The organism is Flavobacterium praedii (assembly GCF_026810365.1).
GTDB lineage: Bacteria > Bacteroidota > Bacteroidia > Flavobacteriales > Flavobacteriaceae > Flavobacterium > Flavobacterium praedii.
On record NZ_CP113948.1, the window covers coordinates 3,933,885 to 3,953,937 of the forward strand.

Below are 20,053 nucleotides of genomic sequence, written 5' to 3' on the forward strand. Positions count from 1 at the left end.
AGTCGAAATTTATGGCAATATTTAATTTTCAGAAGCCCGATAAAGTTATCATGATCGATTCAACCGATTTTGAAGGTAAGTTTGAATTCAGACCTTTAGAACCAGGTTACGGATTGACCGTTGGTAATGCACTTAGAAGAGTTTTGCTTTCAGCATTAGAAGGTTATGCAATTACATCTGTTCGTATAGAAGGTGTAGATCATGAGTTTTCTACTATTTCAGGAGTTGTTGAAGACGTTACCGAAATTATCCTTAATCTTAAACAAGTGCGTTTCAAACGTCAAATTGAAGATATCGATAATGAAGCAGTTACAATATCTGTTTCCGGTAAAGATCAATTAACAGCTGGTGATTTTCAAAAATTTATTTCCGGTTTCCAAGTTTTGAATCCAGAACTTGTTATCTGTAATTTAGATAGTAAAATTAAACTGAATTTCGATTTAACAATCGAAAAAGGTAGAGGATATGTTCCTGCTGAAGAGAACAAAAAACAGAATGCTGCAATAGGAACTATTTTTACTGACTCAATTTTTACTCCTGTGAAAAATGTGAAGTATGCAATTGAAAACTTCCGTGTAGAGCAAAAAACAGATTATGAAAAATTGGTTTTTGAAATAAAAACTGATGGTTCAATTAATCCAAAGGATGCTCTTACTGAAGCTGCAAAAGTTTTAATTCATCATTTCATGTTGTTTTCTGATGAAAGAATTACACTAGAGGCTGACGAAATTGCACAAACAGAATCTTATGACGAAGAGTCATTGCATATGAGACAACTGCTTAAAACTAAGCTTGTTGATATGGATCTTTCTGTTAGAGCATTAAATTGTTTGAAAGCGGCTGAAGTTGATACACTTGGTGATTTAGTATCGTTCAATAAAAATGACCTAATGAAATTTCGTAATTTCGGAAAAAAATCTTTAACGGAGCTAGATGAATTAGTTGCGATTAAGAATTTGACCTTCGGAATGGATTTAGCAAAATACAAACTAGATAAAGAATAATCTAATCCCGCTTGCGGGGTTAAATTTCATAAAGCAATGAGACACGGAAAAAAATTCAATCACTTAAGCAGACAGACAGCTCATAGAAGTTCTATGTTAGCTAATATGGCTTGTTCTCTTATTGAGCACAAACGTATTAATACTACTGTTGCTAAAGCTAAAGCGCTTAAACAATTTGTTGAGCCGCTTATAACAAAATCAAAATCAGATACTACTCACAATCGTCGTATCGTTTTTGCTTACTTACGTAGTAAATATGCAGTAACTGACTTGTTCAGAGATGTAGCAGCTAAAGTAGGTGACCGCCCAGGAGGATACACTCGTATCATTAAAGTTGGAAATCGTTTAGGAGATAATGCTGATATGGCAATGATCGAATTAGTTGATTTCAATGAACTTTATAATGGAGGTAAAAAAGAAGTTAAAAAAGCAAAAAGCCGTCGTGGTGGAAAAGCTAAAAAAGCAGATGAGGCTACTGAGGCTCCTGCTGCTGAGGCTGAATCAACTGATACTGCTGAATAATTATGAGAATAATTATTTGATAATAATTAAGGATAAACTATTTATAGTTTATCCTTTTTTTTTGATTTTATTTTTAGTTAAAATTGTAGATTCTCTTTTTTTTTGTTTTACTGTTTAAAATGGTTTTTTCTTTTTTTAAACATTTTATTAATTTTTTGTTAAGCTACTCTGTAGAGTATTAATTTGTATTAATTATTACTAAAAAACGTTGCATCCACTGTTTTAAACAATTAAATTTGCACAATATTTAAAATACACATGAAATATACAACACGAAAACGCGCTATTCTTCTATTAAGTGACGGAACCATATTCCACGGTAAATCTATCGGAATTAATGGAAAAACATTTGGTGAAGTTTGTTTTAATACTGGTATGACAGGATATCAAGAGATTTTTACAGATCCTTCTTATTTTGGTCAATTGATGGTAGCTACAAATGCCCATATAGGAAATTATGGTGTTAATGATAAGGAAGTTGAATCTAGTAGTATAAAAATTGCTGGTTTAGTTTGTAAAAATTTTAGTTTTAGTTATTCTAGGGTAGATTCCTCAGGAAGTTTAGAAGATTATTTTATAAAACAAAATTTAATTTGCATTTCAGATGTTGATACACGAGCATTAGTTAGTTACATTCGTGAGCATGGAGCTATGAATGCTGTTATCTGTACTGATGAGACGCCTGTTAATGAGTTGAAAGAGTTGTTATCTAAAGTGCCAGATATGAAGGGTTTGGAGTTGGCATCAAAGGTGTCTACATTAGAGCCTTATTATTATGGTGATGAAAAATCTACCTATAAAATTGCAGCTTTAGATTTAGGAATTAAAGAGAATATACTTCGTAATTTTGCTAAAAGAGATTGTTACATTAAAGTTTTCCCTTACAATTCTTCTTATCGAGAATTAGCAGCTTTTAATCCAGATGGTTTTTTCTTGTCTAACGGGCCTGGTGATCCTGATCCTTTGGATAGTGCAATACAGGTAGCAAAGGAAATTCTTCAAAATAATAAGCCATTATTTGGTATTTGTTTAGGGCATCAAGTAATAGCTTTAGCTAATGGAGTTTCTACATTCAAAATGTTTAACGGTCATAGAGGAATAAATCATCCTGTACAGAATATTATTACAGGAAAAGGAGAGATTACTTCTCAAAATCATGGTTTTGCAGTAAATAAAGAAGAGTTAATTAATCATCCAGATTTAGAAATAACACATTTACATTTAAATGATGGAACTGTAGCAGGGATGAAAATGAAAAATAAGAATTGTTTTTCAGTGCAATATCACCCAGAAGCGAGTCCAGGTCCGCACGATTCTTCTTATCTTTTTGATCAGTTTATCGAAAACATGAAAACAGTATAAGACTAAAACGTTATCGTTAATAAAAAAATATATATTAACGTTTTCAGAATAAAGACTTGTGAATTATTTTGCTTAATTTTGAGTAAAATACAAATTAATAACATAAAAAATAAGAATAATGAGTATTATTATTAAAATTCACGCAAGACAAATTTTTGATTCTAGAGGTAATCCTACAGTAGAAGTTGATGTAATTACTGAAAATGGTGTCTTAGGACGTGCTGCTGTTCCTTCAGGGGCTTCTACGGGAGAACACGAAGCACATGAACTTCGTGATGGAGGGAAAGCTTTTCTAGGAAAAGGAGTTTTGAAAGCGGTTGAAAATGTAAATACTAAAATTGCTGAAGAATTAGTTGGAACTTCTGTTTTCGAACAAAATCTTATAGATCAAATGATGATTGACTTGGATGGTACTGCAACTAAATCTAATTTGGGAGCAAATGCTATCTTAGGAGTTTCTTTGGCAGTTGCTAAAGCAGCAGCAGAAGAGTTAGGATTGCCTTTGTATAGATATGTAGGTGGTGTTTCTGCTAATACATTGCCTTTACCGATGATGAATATCATCAATGGAGGATCTCATTCTGATGCCCCTATCGCTTTTCAAGAATTTATGATTATGCCAGTAAAAGCGACTTCTTTTGCACAGGCTTTACAAATGGGTACTGAAATTTTCCATAACCTTAAAAAAGTGTTACACGATAGAAATCTTTCTACTGCTGTAGGTGATGAAGGTGGATTTGCTCCAACTTTGGCTGGAGGAACAGAGGATGCTTTAGATACTATAAAAAAAGCTGTTGAAATGGCAGGATATACTTTCGGAGACGAAATTATGATTGCTTTAGATTGTGCTTCTGCGGAATTCTATGTAAATGGTAAATATGATTATTCTAAGTTTGAAGGGCCAACTGGTAAAGTTAGAACATCTGCTGAACAAGTTGAGTATTTGTCAGAACTAGTTTCTAAATATCCAATTATTTCTATCGAAGATGGAATGGATGAAAATGACTGGGATGGTTGGAAAATGTTGACTGATAAAATCGGTCACAAAGTACAATTAGTAGGTGATGATTTGTTTGTTACTAATGTAAATCGTTTGTCAACAGGTATAGAAAAAGGTATTGCTAATTCTATTTTAGTAAAAGTAAACCAAATTGGTACTTTGTCTGAAACAATTGCAGCAGTAAATATGGCTAAAAATGCTGGTTATACATCTGTAATGTCTCACCGTTCAGGAGAAACTGAAGATTATACTATTGCTGATTTAGCAGTTGCTTTAAACTGTGGGCAAATTAAAACAGGTTCTGCTTCTCGTTCTGATCGTATGGCAAAATACAATCAATTACTAAGAATTGAAGAAGAATTAGGTAATTCAGCTTATTTTCCTGGAAAAAAAGCTTTTAAAATAAAGTAATTTTAATAGTTTTATAATAATTAAGCCATTCGTCTTTGATGAATGGCTTTTTTTTTAATATTTAACAAATTCGATGATCAATTAGTTTTTAAATTAATGGGAATTCCTTAGATTTGATAAATTATAAATTAAATTTTATTTCATTAAAAAATATGTCAAAAATAGCAATATTAGAAATAGATGGTAATAAGTTTGAGCTTCCAGTAATAATTGGAAGTGAAAATGAAGCTGCCGTTGATATTAGTAAATTACGGGATATGTCTGGTGTGATTACTCTTGATCCTGGTTATAAGAATTCTGGTGCATGTAAAAGTGAAATTACCTTTTTGGATGGAGAACTTGGGATTTTACGTTACAGAGGGTATTCAATTGAGGAATTAGCCGAAAAATCACATTTTTTAGAAGTTTCTTATTTAATTATTTTTGGAGAATTACCTTCTGCTGAACGATTGGAACAGTTTGAAAATGATATTAGAAAATTCACATTGGTTAGTGAAGAGATGAAGATTATTTTAGACGGTTTTCCAAGAACTGCTCACCCAATGGGAGTTTTGTCTGCTTTGACTAGTGCATTGACAGCTTTTAATCCTAAATCTGTAGATGCAGATAATGCAAAAGACATGTATGATGCAGTTTGTAAAACGATTGCCAAATTCTTAGTTATTGCTACTTGGACATATAGAAAAAGCATGGGGTATCCATTGAATTATTATGATAATACAATAGGATATGTTGAAAACTTTATGAATTTAATGTTTAAATTGCCTACGGGGCCTTACACGGCAAATCCTGTTGTTATTGATGCATTAGATAAATTATTTATTCTTCATGCTGATCATGAACAAAACTGTTCGACTTCGACGGTAAGGATGGTAGGTTCTTCACACGCTGGACTTTTTGCTTCTATTTCTGCTGGAGTATCTGCATTATGGGGACCACTTCATGGTGGTGCAAATCAAGCTGTACTTGAGATGTTGGAAGAAATTCATGCTAATGGAGGAGATGCTGATAAGTATTTGGCAAAAGCAAAAGATAAAAATGATCCTTTTAGATTGATGGGATTTGGTCATAGAGTTTACAAAAACTTTGACCCAAGAGCAAAAATAATCAAAAAAGCGGCAGATGAAGTGCTTTCAACTTTGGGAGTAAACGATCCTATTTTAGACATTGCAAAAAAATTAGAAGTTGCAGCATTAGAAGATGAGTATTTCAAATCAAGAAATTTATATCCAAATGTAGATTTTTATTCTGGAATTATTTATAGAGCTTTAGGAATTCCAACAGATATGTTTACTGTATTGTTTGCAATTGGTAGATTGCCAGGTTGGATTGCACAATGGAAAGAGATGAGAGAAAATAAAGAACCAATAGGAAGACCAAGACAGATATATACTGGTTATCCTTTAAGAGAATATGTTAAATCATAAAACTTAAATAGTTTATCAAAGCTTCACTTTACGGTGGAGCTTTTTTTTTTATCTTTGGCAAAAGTTTAAAAAAAATGCTAGAATTAAACATAAAAAATGAAACTTCAAGATTGAAGGCAGTAGTGTTGGGTTCTGCTATAAATAATGGGCCAACACCGAAAGCTGAAGAAGCTTACGATCCTAAATCTTTAGAGCATATTTTAGCCAATACATATCCTATTGAAGCAGATATGGTTGTTGAAATGGAGGCTTTTAACTCGGTATTTCAAAAATATGGTGTAACAGTTTTACGTCCAGAAATGATTGAAAATTACAATCAAATTTTCACAAGGGATATTGGCTTTGTCATAGATGATATTTTTATTAAATCAAATATTTTACCGGATCGAGAACGAGAATTAGATGCCATTCAATATGTAATTGATCAAATTGATCCTTCAAAAGTAGTTCGTCCACCGGATGAAGTTCATATTGAAGGTGGAGATGTTATGCTTTGGAATGATTATATTTTTGTAGGAACATACAAAGGCAGTGATTATGCGAGTTATGTTACTGCAAGAACCAATTGGCAAGGAGTTGATTTTTTAAAAGAGCTATTCCCAAATAAAATTGTCAAAGAATTTGATTTGGTGAAATCAAAAATAGAAGCTCGTGATAATGCTTTGCATTTGGATTGCTGTTTTCAACCAGTTGGAAAAGATAAAGGTATTATTTATAAAAGTGGATTTAGAGAAGAAGCAGATTATATGTTTTTGGTAGATCTTTTTGGAAAAGAAAATTTATTCCATATTACACGAGACGAAATGTATAATATGAACTCGAATGTGTTTTCTATTGATACAAATATTGTTGTTTCTGAAAAGAATTTTACAAGATTAAATAATTGGCTGCGATCAAATGGTTTTGTAGTAGAAGAGATTCCATATTCTGAAATTGCTAAGCAAGAAGGTTTGCTCCGTTGTTCTACTTTGCCATTAATAAGAGATTAAAATTTTTGTTTTAGGTTTAAAGTCTTAATTCTTGAGCTTTAAACTTTAAATCTGAAACTTTTAACTTAAAAAAAATAACATGAAACAAACAACAAACTCCATTTTGATGATTCGGCCAGTAGCATTCCGTATGAATGAGCAAACGGCAGTAAATAATTATTATCAAAAAGTTTTAGATGGTCTTATGCCAGCCACTGTAAATGCAAAAGCGCAACAGGAATTTGATGTTTTTGTTGAAAAGCTTCGAGCAGTTGGTGTTGATGTAACTGTAGTTGATGATCGAGAAAATTCGGATACACCAGACAGTATTTTTCCTAATAATTGGATTTCATTTCATGAGAATGGAGACGTAGCTCTATATCCTATGTTTGCAGAGAATCGCCGACTAGAGCGACGTGAAGATATTTTAGACATTTTGGAAGAGAAAGGGTTTGTGATCGAAAATATTATGGATTATACTTCTGCGGAAGAAGATGGTTTTTTCTTAGAAGGAACAGGAAGTGTAGTACTAGATAGAGAAAATGGTAAAGCTTATTGTGCACTATCCCCTCGAGCCGATGAAGAATTGTTTATTGAATTTTGTGAAGACTTTGAATTTACTCCTGTAATTTTTGAGGCTTTTCAAACGGTTGATAAGGAACGAAAACTGATTTACCATACTAATGTGATGATGTGTTTGGGCGAAACATTTGCTGTTATTTGTGCTGATTGTATTGACGACAAAAAAGAACGAAAAATGGTTTTGGACAGTCTAAAAGGAGATGAAAAAGAAGTGATTCTTATTACCGAAGATCAAGTAAATAATTTTGCTGGAAATATGCTTGAAGTCAAAGGAACTGACGAAAGAAGGTATCTAGTAATGAGTGCATCTGCTCATCAAAGTTTGACTAAAAAACAAATCGCTCAATTAGAAGAGCATGTAACAATTTTAAGTTCAAGTCTTGATACTATTGAGGCATGTGGTGGAGGAAGTGCTCGCTGTATGATGGCAGAGATTTTCTTACCGAGAGAATAAAAAATTGATCCTAAAGAATAATCCAAATTCCAAATGTTATATAACCTGGAATTTGGATTTTTTTGTTTTTTAATAACATCAAAAATTTCCTTTGATAATATTGATAAGTGCACTAACGATGTATTGAATTCCAATTGCAATTACTATAAAACCAACAATTCTAGATATGGCTACGATACCAGAAGCCCCTAGTATTTGCGCCAAAAAGTTTGCACTCCTAAGAATAATAAAAATAGCAATTGCAATAGCTAATATTGCACACGAAGCAATAATTAGTTCATTGGTTTCATGGTGTTCCTGATAAAAAGCAATTAATAAAGATATTGATCCTGGTCCAGCAAGCATTGGCATTGCCAAAGGTGTTAATGCAATGTCATTTCGTTGTTGGGCATCTGATTCTATTTTTTTGTTGATACCTCGTTTTTTGTTGAACTTTCCAGACAATAGGGAGAATCCAGAACTAACAATAATCAATCCACCTGCAATTCGAAGTGAATCTATATTAATCCCAAAAAAACTAAGTACATATTTACCGGCAAAAAAAGAGATTATGAGGATAAGAAATACATTTATGGCAGTCCATAATGAAATTCTAGAACACTCTTTTTTGGAATCACTACTTGTTAATCCAACAAAAATTGGAACTGTTCCGATGGGATTTAGTACAGAAAATAATGCAGCAAATAGGTAAATAAACAAATCCATTAATTTTTATTTTTACTGTAAAAGTAAACATTTTATAAGAACTTAAATTACCTATTTGTTAGGATTTCGTTCACTTATTGTCATTTTATTCACAAATCCATAAAAATATTTATTTTGAGGTGGAATTATAATCAAAAATGCAAAGGGTATGTTCTAATAAATAGCAAGTGCTAAATCCATTTTGATTACTTTTGTAACTTATATTGATTTAAAATGATAAAAAATAAAAAAACATTAGTTATTGGAGCGACTACAAAACCAGAAAGAGCTGCTTTTAAAGCTATTGAAATGCTTGTAGCAAAAGGAAATTCCGTTCTTGCTTTGGGTCAAAATACTGGAGAAATTGCAGGGATTAAGATAAATACTAAAGCAATTCCGGTAAAAAACATTGATACCATCTCTTTGTATATCAATTCTTCCCGTCAAAAAGAGTACTACAATTATATAATTGAAGCTAAACCTAAACGAGTCTTGTTTAATCCAGGAACCGAAAATTCTCAGTTTTACCAATTGTTAGAATTGAATAATATCAAGTATGAAGTAGCGTGTACTTTGGTTTTACTCACTTTAAATAAGTATTAATTTTATTAGGATCTATTTCCAGCTGTACACTATATCTTTTTTGGCCTCTAAAAAAAAAGAGCCCAAAAAAGGATGCCGTTTCCATCTGGGATAAGCTACTTGGAAGTGATGTTTTTTAGATTGAAATAATAATGATTTTTTGGCAACTTTTAGAATTGGCATAAACTCAAAATAGATTTAAAAAAAAACAGGTTGTCTTGTAAGTTAAAATAGATTTAATTTTCTAAAAAGCAGTTTGTCGAATTGCTTACTTTTGTAAATATGGAATTTTCTTCAAAATTAATTGAAAAAGCAGTTAATGAAATGGCTCAATTACCAGGAATTGGTAAAAGAACCGCTTTGAGATTGGTCTTGCATTTATTAAAACAACCCAAAGATCAAGCTGTTTTTTTAGCACAAGCTTTGGTTACCATGCGAGAAGAAATAAAGTATTGTAAAAGTTGTCATAATATTTCGGATAGTGAAATTTGTGAAATTTGTGCCAATGCTAATAGGAATCATCAAATTATCTGTGTTGTAGAGGATATTCGTGATGTAATGGCAATTGAAAATACAGGACAATTTAAAGGAATTTACCATGTTTTGGGGGGCAAAATTTCTCCAATAGATGGCGTAGGTCCCAGTCAACTGACTATTTCTACATTGGTAGAAAAAGCTAAGTTAGGTCAAGTAAGTGAAATTATATTTGCTTTAAGCTCTACAATGGAAGGGGATACTACCAATTTTTATATTTACAAACAAATATCCGATTTGAAAATAATTGTTTCAACAATTGCAAGAGGTATTGCTGTTGGAGACGAATTGGAGTATGCAGACGAAGTTACACTTGGGAGAAGTATACTACAAAGAGTTCCATTTGAGAAATCATTGAAAATTAATTGATCAGCTAGTTGAGAATCTAGCTTTTTAAATCGTAAGCGAAAAACTATCTTTGCTATCAAAATTATACTAATGAACAAACGTTTAGCCTTTATATTTTTAATTTTCAGTGTTGTATTTACATCTTGTATTCCTGTAAAAGATTTGGTTTATCTTCAAAAAAAAGGTAATTCGTCTAGCGAGGATCCAATTACAATGGTAGAATCTAAACCTTATCGTTTGCAAACCCATGATGTGTTAAGTGTCACTATCAAAGCATCGGATCCCAAATTGGTCACTATATTTAATCCAACGGTCAGTGGAACTGAATCGGAACAATCAGAATCAGGTTTGTATTTTAATGGCTTTACCGTTGATGATCATGGCAATATACGAATTCCAGTATTGGGAGAAATGAATGTAATGGGATTTACGCTAGAGGAAGTTCGTGTTAGTATCGAAAAACAATTATTAGCTGAATATTTTAAGGATAACGCAAGTATTTTTGTTGTGGTAAAATTAGCGGGCTTTCGATATACAATCAATGGAGAAGTTGGAAGTACAGGAACAAAGACTTTATTTCAAGAAAAAGTAAATGTTATGGAGGCTATTGCCAATGCAGGTGATATAACAACTACTGGAGATAGAAAGGCAGTAACTATCATTAGACAAACACCAAATGGGACCGAGATGAAAGACTTAGATCTTACCAATATTAATGTGATGAATTCGCCTTATTATTTCTTGCAACCCAATGATTACATTTATGTCAAACCACTGAAGCAAAAAACGTGGGGAACTGGAAGTACCGGAATTCAATCATTGACAACCATAATTACATTGTTGTCCTTATTTACAACAACTTATTTGTTGCTTAAAAATTAAAACTATTTCAAAAGATGTTAGATATTAAAGATTTTACGGTTTTTGAAAATCATCCTAGTTTTGATTTTAAAGGTTTTTTAATAAAGATATTGAGTTATTGGAAATGGTTTTTGCTATCTGTTTTTGTAGCATTAATGATAGCGTATCAAGTCAATATACGAAAGGAAAAGATTTATGGAGTCGAAACCTTGATTTCTGTAAAAGAAGAAACCAATCCACTCTTTACCTCAAGCACTAACTTAGTGTTTAATTGGGGTGGTGCATCCGATCAAATTCAGACTATTTCAACTACTTTACAATCCCGTTCTCATAATGAATTGGTGGTTGATAAATTGCAGTTTTATATTGATTATTTGGTACAAGGGGAATACAATATTTTAGACGCTTATGGAGCAGTCCCTTTTTATGTGGATATAGATAAAAAACAAGGGCAGTTAGTTGGAAATCTTATTGGAGTTAAATTTATTACCGAAAATGTGTATGAATTGAGAATTCCATTTGAAGGAACTAGCGCATCATTGATTCATTATTTGGATAATAGTTATACCAATACTTCCGTTGTAGAAGGTGAATTTGTAAAGAAATATAAAGTAGGCGAACTGGTTTCATTGCCTTTTTTGAATTGGAAATTGAGGATAAAAGACAGTCCTGGTTTGTATAAAGGCAATGAATATTTTGTCAGATTTAATGATTTTGACGGAACAGTTTCTAACTACCGTAATGTTAATGTCAAATCGGATGATAAAGGTGGATCAATAATTACTTTAGGAATGCAAGGGGCCAATAAAGCACGTATGGTTGAATATTTGAATTCGACTGTAAAAATGCTGATAAAAAGACAGTTGGATGGTAAAAATCAATTTGCTACCAATACGATTAATTTTATAGACAGTACGCTTATTGCCATGGAATCCCAATTAAAAGAAACGGGAGATGAGTTGAAATCTTTTAGAAAAGATAAAAACATTTATGATGTTGAAGAAGGTGGTGGTGCTAAGTTCTCGGATAAAGTGTTGAATTTTGATGTTGAAAAAGATGCAATTAATCGTAAAATTCAGTATTACAACTCCCTGAAAGCCTATTTGAAAAACAGCGTCGATTACTCTAAGTTACCAGCACCTTCAGTAGCAGGTATCGAGGATCCTAATATTGTTGTGAATGTTTCCAAACTAATTGCACTTTCTACTCAAAGATCAGAAATGGCTTACGCTGTAAAGAGTGAGAAAATTTTTAGAGATTTTGACAATCAAATGGAAGCAGTAAAGAATGTATTATTAGAAAATATAACTACAGCAAAATCTTCTTTGCAATATGATTTGGCAACTGTTGAAAGTAAAATCAATCAGACGGAAAGCAAGATTAAGAGACTTCCAGATGACCAACAGGAATTGATAAAGATCAAAAGAAAATATGATTTAAGTGATAATATTTACAATACTTTTTTGCAAAAGCGTAGTGAGGCAGATATTGTTAAAGCCGCTAATTTGTCAGATATTCATTTTATTGATCCTGCAAAAGATATAGGAGGAGGTTTAATCGGGCCAAAAACAGGAGTAAATTATGTTTTAGCCTTATTTCTTGGTTTGTTACTTCCTTTACTTATTATTGTTGTTATGTTTTTTATCAATAATACGATTCATAATCCAGAAGACATCCAGAAACTAACAAGCATACCATTAATAGGAGTGGTTGGAATCAATATGGATAATATAAATTTAGCGGTTTTTGAAAAACCAAAATCTGCATTATCTGAATCATTTAGAGCGATCCGATCATCTCTTCAATTTTTGTATAAAAAAAATAACGTAGCGGGAGCCAAAACCTTAATGATTACTTCATCGGTAAGTGGGGAAGGAAAAACATTTTGTTCGATTAACATTGCTACAGTATTTGCTTTGAGCGAAAAAAAGACAGTGATTGTTGGTTTGGATTTGAGAAAACCAAAACTGTTTGAAGAATTTAATTTACAAAATACGGTAGGGGTAGTCAATTATTTAATCGATCAAAAAAGTTTGGATGAGATTGTAAATCCTACTTCTATTCCTTTTTTGGATGTGATACTTTCTGGGCCAATTCCTCCGAATCCTTCTGAATTGATTATGAGTGATGGAATGAAAGAATTGATAGAAGAGCTAAAAACAAAATACGATTATATTATTTTGGATACACCTCCAGTTGGTCTGGTTGCTGATTCACTTGAATTGTCCCAATATTGCGATGTAACTTTATATATGGTGCGACAAAATTTCACTAAAAAAGAAATGATTACATTATTGAACAATAGGGTTAATCGAGGGGAGTTACACAATACTAGTATTATTCTAAATGGTTTTGAAAATAAAGCTAAGTATGGTGGTGGGTATGGTTATGGATATGGGTATGGAAATGGTAATTATTCTAGCGGTTATCATGAAGAGGAAAAGAAGAAAACTATATTGGATAAATTTAAAAGAAAGAATTAAAAATGTAATTCATTTAAAAAATGATTGAAAACAGTAACAAAAAAATATTAATTACAGGAGGAGCCGGATTTATAGGGTCTAATTTATGTGACTATTTTTTGTCTAAAAATTACAAAGTAGTTTGTTTGGATAATTTCGCAACTGGGCATCGACATAATTTGAAAGATTTTTTGAATAATAAAGATTTTAAATTAATTGAAGGTGATATTCGGAATTTAGAAACCTGTCAACAAGCCGTTATAGGAGTTGATTATATCTTGCATCAGGCAGCTTTGGGTTCTGTTCCAAGATCTATTAACGACCCTATCACTTCAAATGATGTCAATGTTTCCGGCTTTTTGAATATGTTAGTAGCAGCGAGAGATGCTAAGGTAAAACGGTTTGTATATGCTGCTAGTTCTTCAACTTATGGAGATTCAATTGGATTGCCAAAAGTAGAAGATGTAATTGGTAAACCTTTGTCACCATATGCTATAACCAAATATGTAAATGAGTTGTATGCTGAAATTTTTAGTAGAACCTATGGATTGGAGACTATTGGATTGCGTTATTTTAATGTATTTGGCAGAAAACAAGATCCCAATGGAGCTTATGCAGCAGTTATTCCAAAATTTGTGATGCAATTGATGCAACATGAAAGTCCTAAAATAAATGGTGACGGAAATTATTCGCGTGATTTTACATATATTGACAATGTGATTCAGATGAATGAATTGGCAATGACTACGGAAAATCCAGAGGCTGTTAATACGGTTTATAATACTGCTTATGGGGATCGGAATACTTTAAATGACTTGGTGGGTTATTTAAAAAACTATTTATCTGCATACGATCCCAAAATTGCTCAAGTTGCAATTGAATATGGTCCCAATAGAGCAGGAGATATTCCGCATTCATTAGCCAGTATTGATAAAGCCAAAACAATTTTGGGTTATGATCCTAAATTTTCTTTGCAAGAAGGATTGAAGGAAGCTGTGGGTTGGTATTGGGAGAATTTGAGCAGCTAGTAGATTTTAGACTACAGATTTCAGGTTTTAGAATTTAGAGAATAGAATATTGAGAAAAATGAATAGTGATATGAAAATTACAAAAATTTGTTGCATCGGAGCAGGATATGTCGGAGGACCAACCATGGCTGTTATTGCACAAAAATGCCCAGACATTCAAGTTACCGTTGTCGATTTGAATGCAGAAAGAATTGCCGCATGGAATGATGAAAATACAGATAATATTCCAATTTATGAACCAGGTTTAGCCACCATTGTAGCAGAAGCCAGAGGAAGAAACTTGTTTTTTTCTACCGAAGTAGACAAAGCAATTGACGAGGCCCAAATCATTTTTATTTCGGTAAATACTCCAACAAAAACCTATGGAAAAGGTAAGGGAATGGCTGCTGATTTGAAATACATTGAATTGTGTGCTAGGCAAATTGCTAGAGTCGCTAAAAGTAATAAAATAGTTGTCGAGAAATCTACTTTGCCAGTACGAACCGCAGAGGCTATCAAAAGCATTCTTGACACTACTGGAAACGGCGTTCAGTTTCAAATTTTGTCGAACCCTGAGTTTTTAGCTGAAGGTACTGCTGTGCAAGATTTATTGAATCCAGATCGAATTTTGATTGGAGGAGACACTTCAATAGAGGGACAAAAAGCAATTCAGTCATTGGTTGATGTTTATTCGAATTGGGTAAGTCCAGAGAAAATATTGACTACTAATGTTTGGTCTTCGGAGTTGTCTAAATTGACAGCGAATGCTTTTTTGGCTCAAAGAATATCGTCTATCAATGCGATGTCAGAACTTTGTGAAAAAACAGGTGCAGATGTCAATGAAGTTGCCAGAGCTATTGGAATGGATAGCCGTATAGGTCCAAAATTTTTAAAGGCATCGGTTGGGTTTGGAGGCTCTTGTTTTCAAAAAGACATTTTAAACTTAGTTTATATTGCAAAATCATACGGACTGAATGAAGTAGCAGATTATTGGGAACAAGTTATTATTATGAATGACCATCAAAAGCGTCGTTTCTCTAATACAATAGTACAAACACTTTATAATACAGTTGCAGATAAAAAAATCACATTTTTGGGTTGGGCGTTCAAGAAAGATACTAATGATACTAGAGAGTCTGCTGCGATTTATGTAGCAAACGATTTGATTAATGAACAAGCCAAAATTGCAGTTTATGATCCCAAAGTTTCTCGCAAAAAGATGTTAGCCGACTTGGATTATTTGGAAAGCAGAACAGCTGAAGAAAACGCAAAAGGGATTGATACTTTTGATGATCCCTATTTATGCTGTAAAAATGCCCATGCTATCGCTATACTCACAGAATGGGATGAATTTGCAACTTATGATTGGAAAAAGATATATGAAGGAATGCAAAAACCCGCTTTTGTATTTGATGGTAGAAATATATTGAGTAAATCAGAATTAGAAGCGATTGGCTTTATATATCAGGCTATTGGTTCTTGATAGTTTGTAATTGTATTAAAAACTTGCAAATGGAGTTTTAGTATCGTTTTTGGTATCACCAAAAACAGTGATTTTTTATATAACCCTAACATTTTGAATTAAAGATTTTTATTGACTATGAGTTGTTTACAATTGTAGTTTATAAAAATCTTTTTTTTGCTTTTTGGAGGCCCTTTTTTGATCCCATTGGATTCTTATTTTTTGTACATTTGTGAGCTTAATTCAGAGTAGATTTGTAACCAATTATAGAAGTGTATTTCTAATTGCTCTGTTTTTTACGAAAAGACTTTTAAAACCAACAATAGTTTAAGAAATTGAATAAAGACATAAAAATTGCAGTAATAGGTTTGGGATATGTTGGTTTGCCTTTGGCTCGATTGTTTGCTACCCAATTTTCGGTTGTAGGATTTGATATTAATGTATCGAGAGTTGTAGCTTTGCAATCAGGCACAGATAGTACTCTAGAGGTGGATGATGCAACATTGCAAAAGGTATTGGTTTCAAAACCAAGTAATGAAAAAGGTTTGTATTGTACCTCCCAAAAATCAGATATAGCCAACTGTACTTATTTTATTGTAACGGTTCCTACTCCGGTTGACAAAAACAACCGTCCTGATTTGACTCCTTTGTTTAAATCCAGTGAAACTGTTGGTTCCGTTTTGAAAAAAGGAGATATCGTTATTTACGAGTCTACCGTATATCCAGGAGTTACAGAAGAAGAATGTGTGCCTGTTTTAGAAAAAATATCCGGATTAAAATTCAACATCGATTTTTTTGCAGGCTATTCCCCAGAACGAATCAATCCAGGGGATAAAGAACATACTGTTGAAAAAATATTAAAAATAACCTCAGGATCCACTCCTGAAATTGGTCATAAAGTAAATGAATTGTATCAATCGGTTATTACTGCAGGAACGCATTTAGCCCCCTCTATAAAAGTGGCTGAAGCTGCAAAAGTCATCGAGAATTCCCAACGCGATATCAATATTGCTTTTGTAAACGAATTGGCCAAAATTTTTAATCTTTTGGATATTGATACTGCTGCTGTACTTAAAGCCGCGGGAACCAAATGGAATTTTTTGCCTTTCAAACCGGGCTTGGTTGGCGGGCATTGTATAGGGGTTGATCCCTATTATTTGGCGCAAAAAGCGCAAGAGAAAGGCTATCATCCTGAAATTATATTGGCCGGTCGTCGATTGAATGACAGTATGGGCGATTATGTAGCCTCACAAGTAGTGAAGTTAATGATTAAAAAAGGGGTGACTATCAATGGTGCCCGCTTGTTAATGCTCGGTATTACTTTTAAAGAAAATTGTCCTGATGTTCGCAATACCAAAATTGTAGATGTGATCCAGGCACTGGAAGATTACGGAATCGAAGTGACTATTTTTGATCCTTGGGCTAATCCTTCTGAGGTGCAACACGAATATGGTTTAACAATGGTGAATGAGGTGCCAAAAGCTACTTATGATGCGATAGTTCTTGGTGTGGCGCATACTGAATTTTTGAATTTGGATATTAATTCGTTAAGAGAAACATGCAGTATATTGTATGATGTTAAGGGCGTTTTGACGGACGGGGTTGATGGGAAATTGTGAGTAGTGAATTGTGAGTAGTGAATGGTGAGGAGTGAATAGTTAGAGGTTAGAAGTGAGTGGTGAGAAGTGAAAAGTGAGTTGTGGGTTGTGGGTTGTTGGTTGTGAGTTTTTAGAGAAGAGAATTAAGGGAATAGAAAATAGAAATAACTGAAAACAGAAAGTCAGCATATCGAATTAAAATCGAGCTTCAATGATGAGGTAATTATTACTTTGGTGGCTTTTGCCAATGCCGAAGGAGGAAGTGTTTGTGTAGGAGTGGATGATAATGGTGTGGCAATTTCTTCTTTTAAAATAGGAAAAGAAAGTGTTCAACAATGGACAAACGAAATAAAAAATAAAACCATTCCGTCCATTATACCGGATGTTGCTGTTGAGGAAATGGATGGTGTATCAGTGTTAGTTTTCAGTATTCAAGAATTTCCGATTAAGCCTGTGGCTTTCAAAGTGCGCTATTACAAAAGGGTAAAAAATGCCAATTATCAAATGAATTTACAAGAGATATCCGATTTGCATTTGAAGACTTTCAATAGCAGTTGGGATTATTATCCTTCTCCACATTATGATTTGGGGTCTATTGACTTAGATAAAGTAAATCGTTTTATTGAATCGTCTAATGGAATTCGGGAGACTCAAATACAAGATGATCCGCTTACGGTACTTCGGAAGTTTGAAATGTTGAAAGAAAATGGACAAATGGCCAATGCCTGTCATTTGTTGTTTTCCAAAAATGAAGTTTTTGATGCCACAATTTCAATTGGCCGGTTTTCTACAGAGACGAGCATCAAAGACAGTATTGTTTTGCGATCGGATTTGTTTACAGAAGTAGAAGCTACACTAGCATTTGTTCGGAAACACATGAATAAAAATTATATTATAACGGGAGATCCCAAAAGGGAAGAACGTTGGGAATACCCTTTGGACGCTTTGCGCGAAATTGTTGTCAATATGATTGTACATCGCGATTATCAAAATACAGGGGATTCCATTATTAAAATTTTTGACCATAAAATTGAGTTTTACAATCCCGGAGGATTAGGAAACGGGATTACTTTTGATGAATTGCGTGCTGGGACATATACCTCTTATGCTCGAAACAGAAAAATTGCCGACCTGTTTAGGGAATCAGGGATTATAGAAAAATACGGATCGGGTATCAAGCGCATCACCAATGCATTTGTGCATTACGGTTTGACAGCTCCAACTTTCGAAGCTTTTCAAAATGGTTTTCGTGTAACGGTTTATGCCAATGGAACTGAAACAAACGATGGCGGTGTAAATGGCGGTGTACGTGGCGGTGTAAATGGCGGTGTAAATTTAGAAAAAGTAGATGCAGCAATTTTAGATTCAAATTCAATTTTTAGTTTTATTGCAAAAAATCCTGGAGTAAATATTTTGTCATTGATAAATCATTTCAGTGTTCCGAAACGTACCGTAGAACGTTGGGTAAAGCAATTAAAGGATGATCGTAAAATTGAATTCAGAGGTGCTCCAAAAACGGGAGGGTATTGGGTGATTGGAAGTTAGAAGTCAGATTTTAGAGGGTAGAATAGAGAAAATAGAAAACATAAAGAAATAGTTAAGTCAAAATAAAAATATTAAAATGAAAAAAATACTTATTACAGGAGGAGCGGGGTTTATTGGTTCACATGTCGTAAGACGATTTGTGCAAAATTATCCAGATTATCAAATTTTTAATTTGGATGCATTGACCTATGCTGGGAATTTAGAAAATATCAAGGATATTGAAAAAGAACCGAATTATACTTTTGTAAAAGGAGATATAACTGATGAAAATTTCATAGATGCTTTGTTTCAAAACCAACAGTTTGATGGAGTGATTCACTTAGCTGCCGAATCACATGTGGATCGTTCGATTGAAGATCCTTTGGCTTTTGTGAAAACCAATGTGATTGGAACGATGAATTTATTGAATGCGGCCAAAAAACAATGGTTGGGGAACTTTGAAGGCAAACGTTTTTATCACGTGAGTACCGATGAGGTTTATGGTTCTCTAGGGGCCGAGGGTTTATTTACAGAGACTACTGCCTATGACCCGAATTCGCCTTATTCAGCATCCAAAGCCAGTTCGGATCATTTTGTTCGGGCTTATGGCGAAACGTATGGATTGCCGTATGTAATTACGAATTGCTCTAATAATTATGGTCCTTACCATTTTCCAGAGAAATTGATTCCGTTGTTCATCAACAATATTATCAATAATAAACCATTGCCGGTTTATGGGGACGGAAATTATACCAGAGATTGGCTTTTTGTAAAAGACCATGCCGTGGCTATTGATTTGGTTTTTCATGATGGAAAAAATCATGAAACCTATAATATTGGAGGTTTTAATGAGTGGAAAAATATCGATTTGGTCAAAGTGTTGTGCCAAATTATGGATCAAAAACTAGGAAGAACTACTGGAGAATCAGCTCAATTGATCACTTACGTGAAAGACAGACCGGGACATGATTTGCGTTATGCTATTGATGCCTCCAAAATTAATACACAGTTGGGCTGGAAACCATCTGTTACTTTTGAACAAGGATTAGAAATCACTATTGATTGGTATTTGAATAATCAAGATTGGTTGAACAATGTGACTTCGGGAGCGTATGCTTCGTATTATGAGAAGCAGTATTCGTAGGATGTAGTGAATGGTGAATAGTTTTAAGTGAGAAGTGGATAGTGAGAAGTGCCTCTCGACTGTGCTCGAGGTGACAAGTGAGGTGTGAGAATATTGATTTGAATAAAGCTTGATTAC

Annotated in this window: 17 protein-coding genes; 16 read left to right on the forward strand and 1 reads right to left on the reverse strand. The window is 33.3% G+C overall.

The window, feature by feature from the left end; translation table 11 throughout:
• Positions 1 to 11 precede the first annotated feature (11 nt).
• The 7 genes from OYT91_RS16685 (at position 12) to ctlX (ending at position 7,730) form a co-directional block, all read left to right on the forward strand.
• On the forward strand, positions 12 to 1,004 hold the full coding sequence (locus OYT91_RS16685) for a DNA-directed RNA polymerase subunit alpha (RefSeq protein WP_269223822.1): 993 nt from the start codon (positions 12 to 14) through the stop codon (positions 1,002 to 1,004).
• Positions 1,005 to 1,040: 36 nt separating this feature from the next.
• A complete protein-coding gene (rplQ, locus tag OYT91_RS16690) occupies positions 1,041 to 1,526 on the forward strand; it encodes a 50S ribosomal protein L17 (protein ID WP_269223821.1) in 486 nt (161 codons plus the stop codon).
• Positions 1,527 to 1,784: 258 nt separating this feature from the next.
• Complete coding sequence (carA, locus tag OYT91_RS16695; protein ID WP_281238823.1) at positions 1,785 to 2,888, forward strand: glutamine-hydrolyzing carbamoyl-phosphate synthase small subunit; 1,104 nt, start codon at positions 1,785 to 1,787, stop codon at positions 2,886 to 2,888.
• 118 nt (positions 2,889 to 3,006) lie between these two features.
• The gene (gene eno / locus OYT91_RS16700; protein WP_281238824.1) at positions 3,007 to 4,299 is read left to right on the forward strand and encodes a phosphopyruvate hydratase; all 1,293 of its coding nucleotides are present in this window, start codon (positions 3,007 to 3,009) and stop codon (positions 4,297 to 4,299) included.
• Positions 4,300 to 4,451: 152 nt separating this feature from the next.
• Positions 4,452 to 5,726: a citrate synthase gene (locus tag OYT91_RS16705; RefSeq protein WP_269223818.1), complete on the forward strand. Its 1,275-nt coding sequence runs from the start codon at positions 4,452 to 4,454 to the stop codon at positions 5,724 to 5,726.
• Between the two features lie 74 nt (positions 5,727 to 5,800).
• Positions 5,801 to 6,715, forward strand: coding sequence for a dimethylarginine dimethylaminohydrolase family protein (locus OYT91_RS16710; protein ID WP_281238825.1), 915 nt, complete (start codon positions 5,801 to 5,803; stop codon positions 6,713 to 6,715).
• 79 nt (positions 6,716 to 6,794) lie between these two features.
• Positions 6,795 to 7,730 carry a citrulline utilization hydrolase CtlX gene (gene ctlX, locus OYT91_RS16715; RefSeq protein ID WP_269223816.1) on the forward strand — a complete coding sequence of 312 codons (936 nt, stop codon included), beginning with the start codon at positions 6,795 to 6,797 and terminating at the stop codon, positions 7,728 to 7,730.
• A gap of 78 nt (positions 7,731 to 7,808) precedes the next feature.
• Here the strand turns inward: ctlX and OYT91_RS16720 are convergent, their stop codons facing one another.
• Positions 7,809 to 8,435, reverse strand: coding sequence for a MarC family protein (locus OYT91_RS16720; protein ID WP_281238826.1), 627 nt, complete (start codon positions 8,433 to 8,435; stop codon positions 7,809 to 7,811).
• Between the two features lie 216 nt (positions 8,436 to 8,651).
• On the opposite strand from OYT91_RS16720, the gene OYT91_RS16725 reads away from it, so the two are divergent.
• The 9 genes from OYT91_RS16725 (at position 8,652) to rfbB (ending at position 19,936) form a co-directional block, all read left to right on the forward strand.
• Complete coding sequence (locus OYT91_RS16725) at positions 8,652 to 9,017, forward strand: CoA-binding protein (RefSeq protein ID WP_281240395.1); 366 nt, start codon at positions 8,652 to 8,654, stop codon at positions 9,015 to 9,017.
• A 261-nt stretch (positions 9,018 to 9,278) separates the two neighbouring features.
• Positions 9,279 to 9,899, forward strand: a complete 621-nt coding sequence (gene recR, locus OYT91_RS16730) for a recombination mediator RecR (protein ID WP_281238827.1) — start codon at positions 9,279 to 9,281, stop codon at positions 9,897 to 9,899.
• A 69-nt stretch (positions 9,900 to 9,968) separates the two neighbouring features.
• Entirely contained in the window at positions 9,969 to 10,760 is a 792-nt protein-coding gene (locus OYT91_RS16735; RefSeq protein ID WP_281238828.1) for a polysaccharide biosynthesis/export family protein, read from the forward strand.
• 14 nt (positions 10,761 to 10,774) lie between these two features.
• Positions 10,775 to 13,222, forward strand: coding sequence for a polysaccharide biosynthesis tyrosine autokinase (locus OYT91_RS16740; RefSeq protein ID WP_281238829.1), 2,448 nt, complete (start codon positions 10,775 to 10,777; stop codon positions 13,220 to 13,222).
• Positions 13,223 to 13,242: 20 nt separating this feature from the next.
• On the forward strand, positions 13,243 to 14,229 hold the full coding sequence (locus OYT91_RS16745) for an SDR family oxidoreductase (RefSeq protein ID WP_281238830.1): 987 nt from the start codon (positions 13,243 to 13,245) through the stop codon (positions 14,227 to 14,229).
• A 70-nt stretch (positions 14,230 to 14,299) separates the two neighbouring features.
• Positions 14,300 to 15,691 carry a UDP-glucose 6-dehydrogenase gene (locus OYT91_RS16750; protein WP_281238831.1) on the forward strand — a complete coding sequence of 464 codons (1,392 nt, stop codon included), beginning with the start codon at positions 14,300 to 14,302 and terminating at the stop codon, positions 15,689 to 15,691.
• Positions 15,692 to 16,005: 314 nt separating this feature from the next.
• Entirely contained in the window at positions 16,006 to 17,289 is a 1,284-nt protein-coding gene (locus OYT91_RS16755; RefSeq protein ID WP_281238832.1) for a nucleotide sugar dehydrogenase, read from the forward strand.
• Between the two features lie 168 nt (positions 17,290 to 17,457).
• Positions 17,458 to 18,813, forward strand: coding sequence for an ATP-binding protein (locus OYT91_RS16760; protein ID WP_281240396.1), 1,356 nt, complete (start codon positions 17,458 to 17,460; stop codon positions 18,811 to 18,813).
• Between the two features lie 76 nt (positions 18,814 to 18,889).
• A complete protein-coding gene (gene rfbB, locus OYT91_RS16765; RefSeq protein WP_281238833.1) occupies positions 18,890 to 19,936 on the forward strand; it encodes a dTDP-glucose 4,6-dehydratase in 1,047 nt (348 codons plus the stop codon).
• The last annotated feature ends 117 nt before the right edge of the window (positions 19,937 to 20,053 follow it).